The sequence below is a fragment of the Lactobacillus selangorensis genome, assembly GCF_001437205.1.
Lineage (GTDB): Bacteria > Bacillota > Bacilli > Lactobacillales > Lactobacillaceae > Paralactobacillus > Paralactobacillus selangorensis.
This window is the reverse complement of record NZ_JQAZ01000001.1, coordinates 75,404-91,504: the sequence shown is the minus strand read 5'-3', so window position 1 is coordinate 91,504 and position 16,101 is coordinate 75,404. Positions and strand designations below refer to the sequence as shown.

At 49.2% G+C, this 16,101-nt stretch carries 11 protein-coding genes and 2 pseudogenes; 1 reads left to right on the top strand and 12 read right to left on the bottom strand.

Annotation, left to right across the window (positions count from 1 at the left end; translation table 11 throughout):
• Nucleotides 1–7: 7 nt before the first annotated feature.
• From IV40_RS00455 to miaA, 9 genes and pseudogenes are all read right to left on the bottom strand, one after another.
• Nucleotides 8–928, bottom strand: a complete 921-nt coding sequence (locus tag IV40_RS00455; RefSeq protein WP_057768280.1) for a DMT family transporter — start codon at nt 926–928, stop codon at nt 8–10.
• 175 nt (nt 929–1,103) lie between these two features.
• Nucleotides 1,104–2,444 carry a type I glutamate--ammonia ligase gene (glnA, locus tag IV40_RS00450; protein ID WP_057768277.1) on the bottom strand — a complete coding sequence of 447 codons (1,341 nt, stop codon included), beginning with the start codon at nt 2,442–2,444 and terminating at the stop codon, nt 1,104–1,106.
• Between the two features lie 24 nt (nt 2,445–2,468).
• Nucleotides 2,469–2,855, bottom strand: a complete 387-nt coding sequence (locus IV40_RS00445; RefSeq protein ID WP_057768274.1) for a MerR family transcriptional regulator — start codon at nt 2,853–2,855, stop codon at nt 2,469–2,471.
• A 181-nt stretch (nt 2,856–3,036) separates the two neighbouring features.
• On the bottom strand, nt 3,037–4,911 hold the full coding sequence (locus IV40_RS10655; protein WP_057768271.1) for a bacterial Ig-like domain-containing protein: 1,875 nt from the start codon (nt 4,909–4,911) through the stop codon (nt 3,037–3,039).
• 83 nt (nt 4,912–4,994) lie between these two features.
• Nucleotides 4,995–5,165, bottom strand: a pseudogene (locus tag IV40_RS11005) (bacterial Ig-like domain-containing protein); the annotation flags it as partial.
• Nucleotides 5,140–10,437: a bacterial Ig-like domain-containing protein gene (locus IV40_RS00435; RefSeq protein WP_057768268.1), complete on the bottom strand. Its 5,298-nt coding sequence runs from the start codon at nt 10,435–10,437 to the stop codon at nt 5,140–5,142. The gene IV40_RS00435 and the pseudogene IV40_RS11005, both read right to left, overlap by 26 nt.
• 621 nt (nt 10,438–11,058) lie before the next feature.
• Nucleotides 11,059–11,103 (bottom strand): annotated as a pseudogene (locus tag IV40_RS11000) (KxYKxGKxW signal peptide domain-containing protein); the annotation flags it as partial.
• Nucleotides 11,104–11,418: 315 nt separating this feature from the next.
• Entirely contained in the window at nt 11,419–12,678 is a 1,260-nt protein-coding gene (locus IV40_RS00425) for a methionine gamma-lyase family protein (protein WP_057768262.1), read from the bottom strand.
• Between the two features lie 39 nt (nt 12,679–12,717).
• The gene (gene miaA, locus IV40_RS00420) at nt 12,718–13,656 is read right to left on the bottom strand and encodes a tRNA (adenosine(37)-N6)-dimethylallyltransferase MiaA (protein WP_057768259.1); all 939 of its coding nucleotides are present in this window, start codon (nt 13,654–13,656) and stop codon (nt 12,718–12,720) included.
• Between the two features lie 90 nt (nt 13,657–13,746).
• Between miaA and IV40_RS00415 the strand changes: the two genes are divergently transcribed.
• Nucleotides 13,747–13,944: a DUF3042 family protein gene (locus IV40_RS00415; RefSeq protein ID WP_057768256.1), complete on the top strand. Its 198-nt coding sequence runs from the start codon at nt 13,747–13,749 to the stop codon at nt 13,942–13,944.
• A 60-nt stretch (nt 13,945–14,004) separates the two neighbouring features.
• Here the strand turns inward: IV40_RS00415 and IV40_RS00410 are convergent, their stop codons facing one another.
• The 3 genes from IV40_RS00410 to IV40_RS00400 all read right to left on the bottom strand — a co-directional run bounded on the left by IV40_RS00410 (nt 14,005) and on the right by IV40_RS00400 (nt 16,069).
• Nucleotides 14,005–14,349 carry a rhodanese-like domain-containing protein gene (locus tag IV40_RS00410; protein WP_057768803.1) on the bottom strand — a complete coding sequence of 115 codons (345 nt, stop codon included), beginning with the start codon at nt 14,347–14,349 and terminating at the stop codon, nt 14,005–14,007.
• Nucleotides 14,350–14,864: 515 nt separating this feature from the next.
• The gene (locus tag IV40_RS00405; protein WP_057768253.1) at nt 14,865–15,836 is read right to left on the bottom strand and encodes an ROK family glucokinase; all 972 of its coding nucleotides are present in this window, start codon (nt 15,834–15,836) and stop codon (nt 14,865–14,867) included.
• Nucleotides 15,833–16,069 (bottom strand): YqgQ family protein, encoded by a 237-nt coding sequence (locus IV40_RS00400; protein WP_057768250.1) that lies wholly within the window; start codon nt 16,067–16,069, stop codon nt 15,833–15,835. The genes IV40_RS00405 and IV40_RS00400 overlap by 4 nt, the downstream gene beginning before the upstream one ends.
• Between the last annotated feature and the right edge of the window lie 32 nt (nt 16,070–16,101).

Here is a 16,101-nt window from a genome sequence, read left to right as displayed (position 1 = left end):
CAGGCTGTTAATCGGTTTCTGTCCGGTACCGTTGCAAGATATAAATGGCAATCAGGACAATAATCGCACCGAGACATTCGACCCAGTTGAACTTCAGATTTAGGAACAACAGGCTCAAAATGAACGTCACAACCGGCTGAACGGCATCCAGAATGCTGATGACCGACGACGGCGCAAAGTTCGAAGCATGCAATAACGCCAAGAACGGCAGGATTGTGCCGACCAGAATCACCGTCGCAATCGCCAGAATCGTGCTGCCATGCAGGGCCGGCACACCCACCCACACCGGATGGAACAAGTTAAACAGCACACTTGCAATTATCAAGGCCCAGCCGAGCACAATCATCGGCGGAATTTCTCTGGTAATCGGCCGGGGCAGAACGACATAAAAAGCCGCCGTCAGACCGGATAGAATCCCCCAAATCAAGGCATTCAGCGGAATCGCCAGGGTATGGATATCGCCATGCGTGATGGCCAGGAAAACCCCAATTAGCGCCAGTCCGAACGTAATCAAATCAACCTGGGTCGGTTTTTCATGCAAAAATAAAATCCCGCCCAGCACGATGAATAACGGGCTCAAATACTGCAGAATCGTCGCCGCAGAGGCATTCCCCGTCTGGACGCTCATATAAAACGTGAACAGGTTCGCCATTAAGCCGAAAATCGCATAGGCCAATAACCAGCCAATCAATCGCGGTGTTTTGAAAATGGCAAACGTCCGCTTGCCGTATTTAATGAGGCTGAGTGCCAGCAGAATGACGCCGGCCCCCAGTGTGCGCACCGAAAGGAACCACGTCGCTGGAATAGCCTGGCCCTGCGAAATAAACTGCAGCACCGTTCCCGAGATTCCCCACAGGGTCGAGGCAATCAGCGCCCACGTGATTCCAGTGCCGATTTGACTGCCAAATAGATGTTTCTCATTTTTCATGGTCTGAATTCCCTTCATTTCAAAATCAACTTTTCCATTATATCATGCCATAAGAAAAGAACCGCAGCTGAGCTACGGCTCTTCTGATACGATTTTGAGATAAAAACGAATGATTTATTGATAAAGAACGATTTCTGCCGCTTCCGAAACATGTTTCCAGTTCCGATTCGCACGCTTAGTACTGATGCAGATACTGGTCACGTTCCCACTGCGAAACTTGCTGCTGGTAGCTGGACCATTCAAGGCTCTTAGCGTCCATGAAACTGTGATAGATATGGTCGCCGATTGCTTTTTGAACGACTTCATCGTCACGGAGAGCTTTCAAAGCATTATGCAAGGTCGACGGCAAATCGCTGATGTGGTTGGCTTTGCGTTCTTCATCGCTCATTTGGTAAATATTGCGATCGATTGCTGGAGCTGGCACGGTTTCGGCCCGCACACCGTCTAAGCCGGATTCCAGCATAGCCGCAATCGACAAGTATGGGTTGGCAGTTGGGTCGACACTCCGCAATTCGAGCCGAGTTCCGACGCCACGTGATTGCGGAATCCGAACTAATGGCGAGCGGTTGTGGCCGGACCAGGCAATATATACAGGTGCTTCAAAGCCTGGCACCAGACGCTTGTAAGAGTTGACGATGGGATTGTTGATGGCGGTCAAGGCACGCGAATGTTCCAAAATACCGGCCATGAAGTGCATCGCCAAATCGGACATCTTGCCCTTGCCGTTTTCATCGTAAAAAGCATTACCATCCTGATTGAACAAGGACATGTTCATATGCATCCCCGACCCATTGATGCCGGACAGCGGCTTCGGCATGAAGGTCGCATACAGATTATGCTTCTGCGCAATCGTCTTCACAACCAGTTTGAAAGTTTGAATGTTATCGGCCGCCTCTAAAGCGTTGGCATACTTGAAATCAATTTCCTGCTGGCCAGGCGCAACTTCATGGTGGCTGGCTTCGACTTCAAAGCCCATCTTCTCGAGCTCGAGCACCATATCACGGCGGGCATTGCTGCCGAGATCCAGCGGTGCCAAATCGAAGTAGCTGCCTTCATCGTTGAGCTGCAAAGTCGGTTTGCCATTTTCATCGAGCTGGAACAAGAAGAATTCGGGTTCCGGCCCAATGTTGAATGCCGTATACCCAGCATCCTTGGCGTCTTGGAGGACCCGAATCAAGTTGTTGCGGGGGTCGCCCTCATACGGTGTACCGTCAGGATTGTGGACACTGCAGATCAGGCGGGCAATTTTGCCTTGATCGGCTGTCCATGGGAAGACCAGGAATGTCGACAGGTCGGGATAGAGATACATATCACTCTCTTCAATCCGGACGAAGCCATCAATCGACGACCCATCAAACATAATTTTATTATTCAAGACTTTATCGAGTTGGCTGAGCGGCACTTCGACGTTTTTGACGATTCCATTGATGTCAGCAAACATCAAACGGATAAACTGGACGTTTTCCTCTTTGATGATTTGACGAATATCCTCTTTGGTGTAATCTTTTCTAACCATTCTTGAAAACTCCCTTGGTTTTTTCTACTTTTTCGGATTCTGGTGGTACAAACTGGCGCGTTGATCATGGTGATCGAGTCCGCCGGCCGCAAGCAGTTCATCATGGAGAATGCGGCGGACATCATCGTCGGTGACGGGACGCTGTTTCTGCGCCTGCTGGTCAGCCTGTTGCTGCTGATACACATATTTAATCCCGGCGATGTTCATGCCGTCCGCTAAATAATCTTTGATTTCAAGCAAACGATCGACGTCATTCAATGAATACATCCGCTGGTTGCCTTTATTCCGTTTCGGCGTGACCAACCCTTGTTCCTCATAGTAACGAATCTGGCGGGCGGTCAAATCAGTCAATTTAATGACTGTACCAATCGGAAGAACAGCCAGTGTTCTTCGCAGCTCTTTTTCCTTCATAACGCCTTCCCCCTCAAAACTGTTTTCATGATAGCATTTTGAGAATAGGGCCGTCAAGGATTTATGTCAGCTTTTCTCACATTTGTTTTAAATTATTTTCAAATTGACCTATACCAATTAAAAAAGAACCTCATTCCGAAATTGATTTCATTTCAGAATAAGATTCTTTCTTCAAACAGCTTTAATGCTCATCATGCTTTTTACGCCGCAGACCTGCTAAACCTAGCAAACCCATCAACGTCATCCCCAAGCCAGCGAAGGCCGAAGTTGTCTCTTGTGCATCCCCCGTTTGCGGCAATGCATTCGCCTGTTTCTTTCCGGTCTGGGCTGCATTCGTAGGTGCCGCTGGCAAATTACTTTCCACTTGCTGTGCTTCAGATTGAGCAGCAGCTGCCTGACCTGTGACGCTCGCTGCCGAACCCGTTGCACCTGTGGTCGCTGTCATTGCCGGCACACTTGTCGGTGCCGTCGTTGGTGCACTAGTTGGCGCTGTCGTTGGCTGACTTGTCGGTGCTGTCGTTGGTGCACTAGTTGGCGCACTAGTTGGGGCTGTCGTCGGTGCACTTGTCGGCGCTGTTGTTGGTGCCGATTCCATTACAAAGTGAACGAGATATTGATTTGCAGCGGTATCTGCCGCAAAAATTGTCTCAGTCGAAATCGGACTGTATTCCGTTGCACGAGTAACCACCTGATACCCTTGCTGAATCAATGCATCGATTGCTGCATTAACTTTGGCCACATCGGCTGTTGTCACATGATCGCCTTCATTACCAGTAATGCTTGTCGTTCCCAATATCGCACCATTAGTAACGTCCACATATTTAACCGTAATCGTTTCTTCAGCCTGCACTGGTGAAGTTGGGGCTGTCGTCGGCGCTGTTGTTGGTGCACTAGTTGGGGCTGTTGTTGGTGCACTTGTCGGCTGACTTGTCGGTGCTGTCGTTGGCGCACTTGTCGGTGCTGTCGTTGGCGCACTTGTCGGTGCCGTCGTTGGTGCACTAGTCGGCGCTGTTGTCGGTGCACTTGTCGGCGCTGTCGTCGGTGCACTAGTCGGCGCTGTTGTCGGCGGTACTGTTGGTTCGGTGGAGCTATTCGCTTTCACCGTGACAGTGATGATTGTATAAACCGAATTACCGGCTTTATCTGTATAAGTGTAAACCACATTATACTTGCCAGGGGTTGCAGAATCGACAGACCCGCTCACTTGTACGTCTCCGTAAGCAACAGATTTTCCGTTTTCATCGGTCGCACTCACAAAGTTGTCCTTCGGATTCCAAGTTGTGCCTTGAGTAAGGGTTGAATCCTTGCCGGCCACTGACAGGTGCGATTCAACCACATAAAGTGTAATTGTCTTTGAAACCGTCTTGCCATTTGCATCGGTGTAACTGTACGTAACCTGATAATTGCCTGGCTTGCTTGTGTTGACCAACCCGCTGACTGTCATGTCGGCCAGGTCAACTGGATCGCCATTCGCATCCGTTGCACCGTCAAAGTTATCGGCGGTATTCCAAGTCGAACCGTTCAAAATATTAGAATTATGCGCATAGATAGCCGAATGGTCCGTAGCCTTGGCGCCAACTGTCACTGTGACTGTCTTTGAAACTGTCTTGCCATCAACATCCTTGTAACTGTAGGTAACGTTGTAGTTGCCAGCTTGGGCTGTGTCGACGGTACCGCTGACTGTCATGTCGGCCAGATCAACTGGATCGCCATTCGCATCCGTTGCGCCATCAAAGTTATCGGCGGCATTCCAAGTCGAACCGTTCAAAATCGTTGAATTATGCGCATAAATTGTCGAATGATCAACCGCTTTGTCACTGACTGTGATTGTCACTGTCTTGGAAACTGTATTTCCGGCGGTATCCGTATAGCTGTAGGTAACGGCATAATTGCCGGCAACAGCGGTATTGACGCTGCCGCTGACTGTGACCTTTGAAAAGTCGAGCGAATCGCCATTATCGTCAATGGCACCGTCAAAATTATCGGCCGGATTCCAAGTTGCCCCATTGGCAATCTGGCTATTGTGGGCAAACAGATTTTCTTTTGAGGCGGCCACTGTAACAGTGATCGTCTGGGCATGTTCAACGCCCCTACCATCTGTATACGTGTAAGTAATCTGATAATGGCTGGCTTCGTCGAATCGACCGTGCCAGTCACAGTTACATTGGAAAAAGCGACTGCATTGCCGTTTTCATCAGTCGCAGCGTCAAAATTATCCTGCGCCTGCCAAGTTGCATTCGGCCCGGCCACCATGGATGAATCATGTGCAGTCAGACTCCCTTGGTCAAGCTTGTCCCCAACTGTGACCATCACTGTTTTGGCAATTGTCTTGCCAGTTGCATCCACAAAGTGATAGGTAATTTGATAATCGCCTAGCTGTGCTAGAATCAACCGTCCCGGTTACTGTGACTGCTGAAAAGTTCATCGCATTGCCGTTTGCATCCACTGCACCGTCAAAATTATCGGCCGGATTCCAGGTCGCCCCATTGGCAATTTGACTGTTGTGGGCGTAAATGGCTGCTTTCGAATCAGCTACCGTGACCGTTACTGTTTTGGCAATCGTTTCACCGGATGCATCCGTAAACGTATAAGTGACGTGATAGGCGCCTGGCTTCGACGTATCAACGGTATCGCCGCTGACTGTAATTGCCGAATCAGCAACCGTCTTGCCATTGGCATCAACGGCCCCATCAAAGTTATCGGCCGCATTCCACGTCGACCCAATCGCCACTTCGCTATCATGCGCATATAGCTGCGCCACTGAGTCGGAAACGGTAACCGTAATCATCTTAGCAACTGTCTTGCCAGTTGTATCCGTATACGTGTAGGTAATCTGATAGGCACCTGGCACCTTTGTATTCACGGTTCCTTCAACCGAACTCAGCTGACCAAATGAAACAGGATTCCCATTTGCATCGGTAGCCCCATCAAAGTTATCAGCGGCCGACCAAGCAGCATTGACTGGCAGTTCACTATTATGGGCATAAATATTGGTTTGCGAGTCAGAAACTGTGACCGTGACACTCTTCGTAACCGTATTACCAGCTTGATCGGTGTACGTGTAAATCACATGATAACTGCCGGATTGATTCGGATTGACGGTATCGCCGCTGACTGTGACGTGACTAAAATCGACTGGTTCGCCGTTTTCATCGGTGGCCCCATCAAAGTTATTTTCAGCATTCCAAGTCGACCCATTGGCAATTTCACTGCTGTGTGCATAGAGATTGGCTTGTGACGCTACCACTGTGATCGTCGCAACGGATGTGTGTGTCATCCCACGACCATCCACATACGTGTAGGTCACTTGATACGTACCCGGTGTGTGCGGATCAACCGTTCCAGTTGTCGTAATCTTTTCAGAGCCAAAAACGATCGGATTGCCATTTTCATCAGTCGCACCGGTAAAGTTATCGTACGCACTCCAAGTTGCATCCGGACCGGCGACGATTTCAGAATCATGCGCCGTTACACTGCCTTGGTCTGCGGCTGGCGCAACAATCACCTGGACTGTCTTAGAAACCGTTTCGCCAGAAATATCCGTATAGCTGTAGGTGACCTGATAAGTGCCGGCTTTCGTCGTATCGATTGTTGAAAGGGCCGCATCGTTTTCATCTTTGATCGTCGTTGAAATCAAGATGCCATAACTGACGTTATTTCCATTTTCATCAACCGCACCATCAAAGTTATCTTCTGGCTGCCAAACAGAGCCATTGGCAACTTCGCTATTATGCGCATAGATGCTTGTCTTGGAATCAGCGATCGTCACCGTTACCGTCTTTGTGACCAGCACCCCAGTGACATCCGTAAAACTGTACTCGATATCGTAGCTGCCAGCCTTGGCGGTATTAACGCTGCCTGTAACCGTCACCTTAGAAAAATCAACGGTATTGCCATTGGCATCCATCGCCCCGTCAAAGTTGTCCGACCCCGTCCAAGTTGAACCAAGTCCGAGTTGACTATTATGGGCATAAATGTTTGAATGCGAATTGCCGATTGTGACCGCCACTGTCTTTGAAATCAGATTGCCGGCCTGATCCGTGTAGGAATATGTGACTTGGTACGGACCTGTTTTAGTGGTATCGACCGTCCCGGCAACTTTAATGCTGCTGAAGTCAACTGGATTGCCTTCGATATCAGTGGCCCCATCAAAGTTATCTTCTGGATTCCAAGTCGAACCAATCGGCATTTCGCTATTATGGGCATAAACACTGGCATGCGAATCTGCAACCGTCACCGTAACGGTCTTCGTAACTGCATTGCCAGCCTCATCCGTGTATGAATACTGAATCTGATAAGTGCCGGCTGTACTTGTATCAACTGTGCCGGTCACTTTTACATCGGCAAAATCAATCGCATCCCCGTTTTCATTCGTGGCCCCGTCAAAATTGTTGGCCGCCGACCAGCTGGAACCGATTGAAATAGTACTGTCGTGACCATAAATAGCTGCTTGAGTGGCAACAACTGTGACATTGACAGTGGTGGTGTGCTGAATGCCCCGGCCATCCGTATACGTGTAAGTCACTTGATAGTTGCCCGGCGTGTGCGGATCAACCGTTCCTGAAGTCGTAATCGCACTAGAATCCAGCGCCACTGGATTCCCATTTTCATCATAAACGGCATTTAAATTATCTTGTGCCTGCCAAGTGGCAGCTGCTCCAGCTACGATTGTTGAATCATGTCCCGCAATCGAACCCTTGTCCGCTGTCGGATCCACGGTGACCATAATTGTCTTAGAAGCAGTTTCACCAGTCGCATCGGTATAACTGTAGGTGACATTGTAAGTGCCGGCTTTCGTCGTATCGATTGCCGTCTGGGGATTCCCCTTGGCATCTGTGATTGTCGTCGCAATTTGAGCTCCATAAGCAACATTATTCCCATTTTCATCGACGGCACCATCAAAGTTATCACTTGGTGTCCAAACGGAGCCATTGGCAATTTCGCTATTATGGGCATAAATATTGGTCTTAGCGTTCGCAATCGTCACGGTCACTGTCTTGGCAATCACCGTTCCGGATTGGTCGGTAAACTGGTAGGTAACGTGATAGACGCCCGCTTTAGAAGTATCAACTGTCCCCGACGTGGTGACATTGGCAAATGAAACGGCATTCCCGTTTGCATCGACGGCACCATCAAAATTATTCTGTGCGGTCCATTGTGCCCCAATCCCAAGAGAACTGTCATGGGCATACAGGGCTGAACGTGAATCGGCGACGGTGACTACAATCGTCTTCGAAATGGATTCGCCATTCGCATCGGTATACGTGTAAGTCACATTATACTTGCCGGCCTTGCTTGTATCCACAGACCCGTCCACTTGCACTTGTGAATAAGCGACAGTATTGCCGTCCACATCGGTCGCACCATCGAAATTATCGGACCCAGTCCAAGCCGACCCAATCCGGACTTCGCTGTTATGGGCATAAATGTTCATTTGCGAATCGCCGACAGTAACGGTGATTGTCTTGGAAACGGCATTGCCGGAAACATCTGTAAATCCGTACGTAATTTGATAACTGCCGGCCGTAGCAGGATCGACCGTCCCAGAAACAGTCACATCTGAAAACGGCACCGCATCCCCGTTAGAATCGGTGGCCCCATCAAAGTTATCGGCTGCCGTCCAAGCTGCCCCGCTCGGCAAATTACTATTATGGGCATAAATCGTCGATTGCGAATTCGAAACGGTGACTGTATATGACTTCGTAATGTCGTTACCGGCACCATCGGTATACTGATACGTAACGGTATAATTGCCAGCCACCTTCACATTGACATTATTCGTTGAAGTAGCCGCTGATGAGGCGATTGTATTCCCATCCATATCAACGACACCGTCGATATTATCAAGCGGCGACCACGCCGAACCATTTGAAATAGTCGAACTATGGCCGAAAATATTTGCTTTTGAGGCGACCACATTCACATCGGCTGTTTTAGTAATCGTATTGCCTTCACTATCTGTATAGGAGAAAGTGACCGGATAAGTGCCAGCAGTGGTTAAATCAACCTGAGCTGCGCCAGAAATCGTCATGGCAGACAAATCGAGCGCATTGCCCTTAGCATCAGTCGCACTCGTAAAGGAATCGGCCGGCGTCCACGTATTATTAGGACCAGCAACATAAGTTGTGTCATGCACATTGACAGCTGCTTGTGAAGCCACCACTGTGATCGTTGCAGTGCTCGATTCTGTATTGCCATATTTGTCCGTATAACTATAAACAACAGCATATTTTCCCGGTGTCGTCGTATTGACTTGAGCGGCACCTTCAACCGTAATCTGGTTATAGGTGAGCGCTGTACCGTCTGCTGCCGTTGCACTCACAAAGTTCATTTCTGGATTCCAGGTATTATCCGGCCCAGCGATAAGCGTCGCATCGTTAGAATTAACCGCAGCCGCCGTTTGCTTGAATGTTGCGGTCACTGTCTGCGAAACCGCATTTCCCTGCGGATCGGTGTAGCTGTACACAATCGTATAGGTACCTGGTGTCGTTGGATCAACCTTGCCATCTGGATACGAAACCGTCACGTCATCAACGCTTAATGCCTTCCCATTGATGTCAGTCGCGCTGACAAAGTTATCCGCCGGCGTCCATGTTTGATTCGGTCCAGCAATACTGCCAGTTGTACTTTGTGCGTTCAGACTGGTATGCACTTCGCCAACCGTGATCGTATAATTCGTCCCTAAAACAGCTGTACCAGGATTATCCACTGACCACTTGCTAGGCGTAAAGGTTTGTGTACTTGTTAAGGTCCCTTCATTGATACTTAACGAACTTTGTGAATACTGCGTCCCAGATAGTCCTAGTCCTGACAATGTGATATGCCCATCACGACTGTAAGTAGTCCCATCCTGGCCTGTTTGCGTTTGAATCACTTTGAGAACGGTCGGATTGCCATTTGCATCTAATTTATCTTTATCGACAACCGTATAGGTATCGTAAACAGCAACATGCGTATAGGTCAGAATCCGATTGATTCCCGAATAGACGATGCCGGCAATGTTCGCATCAGGTGCATCTGTCATGCCTAACGAGCTCGTCGAAACAGTGGTATAAAAACCGCCCGACGTATAATTACCAGTCCCAGCAAACAAAACATCTTTAGAAATGTCGGCCAATGTATTGGCATTCATTGTGACTGATTCTGGGGTCGAACTCGTATCCGCCGCTGTGGTGAAATTAAATTTAAACGAAATCTTCGCAGCGCTAGTACCAGGGGCACCATTAAAGACCGCCCCATCATTGGGACGTAAATAGAAAACCTGCCGACCCTTCAAATCGGCTAATTGATAAGCCGTGACCGAAGTCGCATTATCAAACTCGCCGGAAGACTGCATCTCCGCCAGCATGGAATCCGCAGCAGTCTGTGCATCCGCTAAGGTACTCGTAAAGGAACTTGGTAAAATGACGTAAATGCCATACGCTTGCCAGCCTGATCCTAAACCTTCATAAATACCAAGCCACATGCTTGATTTGGCGTTATAGAGGACATATGAGCCATCCGGTTGAACATAAAAATTAGAGAGCACCGGAAAACCAGACAACACTGGTGCCGTAATCGTCGCCGCTGAATCCGCACTCACTGCTTCGCTCGCTTCTGAAACAGGAACTGCCGAACTCACCGCAGCATCCGCAACGCTACTTAAATTAGCCGCACTGCTGCTAAAATCAGCACTCGAAAAGGCAGCGGTATTTGAACCGCCGGCTGCACTGGTGCTGCTGCCGGCACTTGCCGCCGAACTCGTTGCACTGCTGCTTGTTGCTGAAGAGCTTACGGCTGAACTTGCCGCACTACTGCTAATTGCTGAAGAACTTACGGCCGAACTTGCCGCACTGCTCTTTACAGACGAACTTGCCGCTGAACTTGTTGCGCTGCTGCTAATTGCTGAAGAACTTACGGCTGAACTTGCCGCACTGCTGCTTGCCGCTGAAGAACTTACGGTTGAATTTGCCGCACTGCTCTTTGCAGACGAACTTGCTGCTGAACTCGTTGCACTGCTACTTGTTGCTGAAGAACTTACGGCTGAACTTGCCGCACTTGAAGAAGCTGTTGCCGACGAAGCATTTGAAGAAGCACTGCTGGCTGGCTGTGAACTTGCACTGCTAGCCGCACGAACCGCGACTTCTGTCGGCGCACTACTATTTAGGACCGCCGCTTGTGCCAGTGTTGGCTGTGTTAAGAAGACTCCTGTTCCTAACAAAGTAACACTTAAACCAGCAAATAACCAATTTTTGCCTGCTTTATACATTTTATAATGTGTTTTAGTGGTACTTTCAGCCTGCATCAATTTACGTTGCTGCTTTGTGACATGTTTCATCTCAAAAATCTCCCTCAATCAATCATTCCTTGTTCCAGAATCATATATACTTGCCAAAATGACATTGTGGAAAATAGAGCGAGCATTATGTAATGATGAGGATACACCGCTAATCATTTCACAATTCATCTTCATAAGTTACCCTACTCCATTTGTGTGCAAAAGATAAACATAACGACTTTTCACAACTTGTTGCTCCCTTGCATACAAAAAAAGAGCCCCTTTGACAGGACTCTTTTGCTGAAATTATTGATGTTGATAGAATGTTTCGTTGACGGCGTTGGTAATCGCAATCTTGATGTGCTCATACGTCAAACCACCCTGCAAGTACAAGATGTACGGCGGCCGAATCGGACCATCTGCCGAAAACTCGATGCTGGCACCCTGAACGAACGTCCCAGCGGCCATGACGACTTTATCTTCATAACCCGCCATTTCGTCCGGAACCGGCGTCACAAAGGAATCGACCGGTGAATTGTGCTGAATCTCGCCGGCAAATTTGACCATGTCATCGGGATTGCCGAATGTAATGGTCTGAATCAAATCAGTCCGGGCTTCATCCCAAGTCGGGCTGACTTGCAGACCTTGCTTAGCCAACAATGCTGCTTCATAAATGGCCCCTTTGATGGCTTGGGCCACTACATGCGGTGCTTCGAAGAAACCTTGGAACATCCAGCGCAACTGGTCGTTGGTGGCCCCTTCATCGGTCCCAATACCAGGCACCGTCATCCGGTAGCTGGCATTTTCGACCAAGTCGGCCCGGCCGGCGATATAAGCCCCCGTTTGGGCCAAACCGCCGCCTGGGTTTTTAATCAGCGAACCAGCCATCAAATCAGCGCCGACATCCGTTGGTTCTTCCCGTTCGGAGAATTCACCGTAAGAATTATCGACAAAGATGATGATGTCTTTATTGATTGCTTTCACAAAATCAATCATCTTTTTGATTTGGGCGACCGTGAAGCTTTCCCGCACATCGTAGCCCCGTGACCGTTGAATGACGACCATCTTGGTGTCCTTGTTAATCTTCGTTTTGGCCAGCTCGAAATCAACACTGCCGTCTTCTTTGAGCGGCACAAAATCAAACCCGATGCCGAATTCTTTGAGCGAGCCGTTCCCATTGCCGGCCATACCGACGACCTGCTGCAAAGTATCGTATGGTTCGCCCGTTAAGTAGAGCAGCTGGTCTTTCGGCCGCAAGTTGCCCAGCAAGGCCACCCCAATCGCGTGGGTGCCGGACACAAACTGCGGCCGCACTAAAGCAGCTTCCGTATGGAAGACTTCTGCATAAACGGCTTCGAGGGTATCACGGCCCTCATCATCGTTGCCGTACCCATTCGTACCGGCAAAATTGCTTTCGGACACATGCTGGTCCTTGAAGGCTTGCAGAACCTTGGCCTGATTATCCAAGGCCTGCGCATCGATTTCAGACAAACGCCCCGCAATCTCCTTGTCGACGGCACTCACTTTTTGACGTAAAGCATCCGGATACTGACTTTCCCATGACATACTATCCACTCCCATCTCATTGTTCAATTTCATTGTACTCTAAATTGAAGGCGTTGACAGCCACCCAGCCACATCTGCAGTGACCGTTTGCAGTTCTTCGGGGTGCTGGACCAGATTGAACCACTCACAGGGCAGCTGATGCCGCAACCAGGTCAGCTGCCGTTTCGCATAGTGACGCGAATTCTTTTTAACCGTTTCGACCGCCGTTGCCAATGAAATTTGGCCCTCAAAATACGGGAAAAACTCCTTATAGCCGATTCCCTTCTGTGCCTGCGGACTTTCCTGCCGGTGGTGATAGACGTAGCGGGCTTCCTTCAGCAGCCCTGCATCCATCATCTGGTCGACCCGCAAATTGATTCGTTCATATAACAAGTCCCGGTCGCAGTTGAGGGCAATGATTTTGGCATCGTATTGGAAACCTGCTTCCGTGTGCTGAGCTGAAATCGGCCGGCCTGTTTTGTCATAGACCTCGAGGGCCCGGATGACACGACGCGTATTGCCGACTGGAATCTGAGCCGCCGCTGCTGGGTCGACTTGGTGCAATTGCGCCCATAACTGTTCAGGCCCGTGTTCGCTGAGATAATTCTGCCACTGGTGCCGCTCGCTGAAATCCTGTTCGGCCTGCTTCGTATCGCCGCCCAGCGTCAGTCCTTTCAAAAGCGCCTGAATATAAAAGCCGGTTCCGCCGACAATAATCGGCAGTTGGTGTGCCGTCGTCAGCTGGTCGATCAGCTGGCCGGCCTCCTGCTGAAATTCATAAGCACTGTACCGCTGATTCAAGTCCCGAATATCAATCAGATGATGGGGCACGGCCGCTTGCTCAGCGGGCGTCGCTTTCGCCGTTCCAATGTCGAGTTTACGGTACACCTGCAGGGCATCGCCGGAAATGATCTCCCCATCGAACCGCTGGGCAAGCTTGATTCCCAGTGCCGTTTTCCCGACAGCAGTGGGTCCCATAATTACCAATACTTTTTTCATTTTCTTTTCCGCACCCTTTCTGTGAATTCGACTGGATATTCTTGTAAAAATAAGCAATAATAAAGGTGAACTTCATAAGGAGGTATGACCATGAAAAAATTAGCATTTTTTAACGGCACCTTATTCGGCTTAGCCTTAGCTGCAGGTGCTGCAGCCGGCGCAGCCTTGGCCCTCAAGCAAGACGTTGTCAAAGAATTCATCGCCCCATCTGTTGATGAAGGCGCCGATTTGATTGACAATCGCAAACGTGCCATTCGCAAGAGTATGGCCGCTCACCAAAACAACTAATGATTTAAAAATAAAGAGGCTGGGACAAAACGTCCGAGCCTCTTTATTATACAATGAATTTTATTTACCCGTCTTGGTCTTGCCGGTCCAGTCTTCATAACCGCCAGCCAGCCACTTGACGTTGGTGAACCCCTTCTTGCGGAGCATCCGAGTCGCACGAACTGCTAACGTTGTGCCCGATTCATATAAATAAACGGGCAAATCCGGCCGTAATTCTGCATACGTATTCCGGAAAGTCGTGTACGGCATGTTCCGTGCCCCCAGAATATGGTTGGCATTGAAATCTTTCTTTTCCCGAAGATCGATGATTTGTGCTTTCCGCATCGTCTTTTCGAAATCTTCCTCACTCAGTTCGCCGCCTAAATGCTTGCGCTGAACCCTATAGTACAGCCAGCTCCCGAACATATATAAAATAATCCCAATCAGGACCAAATTGATGATTAGCCACGGCGTAACCTTGATTGCTGCTAAATTAACCACGTGTATGTACTTCCTCTCATAACTTCTTCAAGCTCCATTCTACCGAAAAAACAGCAGGTTGACTAGACCTATTTTAAAGAAGTGCGACAAAACACGAGTTGATTCTGCGGATTAGGGACGTTTTGACGCCGAATCCAGTTTTTGGATTCAAGGAAAAACAACCTAAACGCCAGAATCAGTGTTTTGGAGCACGTTAACGAAGAAGTGTGACAAAGTGCGGGTAAATCACGAGTCGCAGCACCACTTTGACGCTAGATTCGTATTCTGAATCTAAGGAAAAGTGAGCTGGACGCAGTGATTGGCACTATGGAACACGTTAATGAAGAAGCGCAACAAAGCAAATCGGCACTCGTGCTGAAATATACAAAAAAAGCCTTCTCCATCGAGAAGGCCTTGCGGAGGCGCTACAACGAAGTCAAAACCCGACTTCTGTAGCGCTCTCAATTATTATATTGTAATGCCAACGATGCGGCGCCGATAACACCGGCTTCATTGCCAAGGGTTGCTAAACGAACGGTCGTGGTATTCTTGACGTTCGGGAATGTGAACTGCTTGAAGTAGTTGGTCGTTTGGTCAAGCAACGTCTTGCCGGCGTTGGAAACACCGCCGCCGATAATGACGTACTTCGGGTTCAAGGTGTTGGAAACGTTGGCAACGGCTAAACCGAGGTAGTACATCACACGGTCCATGACTTTGACAGCCAATGGGTCGCCTTCTGCAGCTAAGTCGAAGACAATCTTGGAGGAAATTTCGTCCCCGTCATCGAGCATCTTCTTCAGCTTGGAATCGCCGGCGTACTGTTCAGCCATATCACGGGCAACTCGAACGACACCAGTTGCGGAGGCCACTGTTTCGAGGCAGCCGTGCTTGCCGCAAGTGCAGAGGTAGCCGCCCTGCGGTTGAACGGTCACATGGCCGATTTCACCGGCAGAACCGGCCACACCATGCAGCAGTTCGCCGTTCATGATGATTCCGCCGCCGACACCAGTGCCTAAGGTGATGAAGACAACGTCCTGGGCGTTATCGCCGGCACCCTTCCAGCGTTCGCCTAATGCGGCAACGTTGGCGTCGTTATCGATTGCAAAGGGAATCCCAGTTCCGGCTTCGATATCACGCTTCGGATAAACGGTGCCCTTCCAGTTCAGGTTGAAAGCACCAGTTACCGTGCCGGCGTCGATGTCGACACTACCAGGCGAACCCATGCCGATTCCGATAAAGTCCTTTGGTTCCATGTCAAAAATCTGCAGATGGTGATTGATTGAATCAACGATATTTGGAATAATGTGACTGCCTTCATCCATGATGTCGGTATCAATACTCCACCGTTGCTGAACGTCACCCTGCTCAGTCATGATCGCAAATTTAGTCGTTGTACCGCCTAAATCGATCCCGATCAGCTTCTTGTCGTTCATTTGTGTGTTTCCCCCAATTCAGTTGGATTGATTAACGGGTCTTTTTCTTCCCGATGATGCTCATGTGCCAAGATGATGCGTGCCGTACTAAACGTTTTGGCGTCAATGAGTCCAGCGTCATGAATATGGTCGAGTTCCAATGCCATGAGTTCAATATCCCAGATTCGCTTGCCTAAATGAACATAAATATTATATTTCGCTAGTAATTGTTGCACATCATAAAGTGTTTTCATTCGCTTCACCTGCCATATTATACATGAAAAAT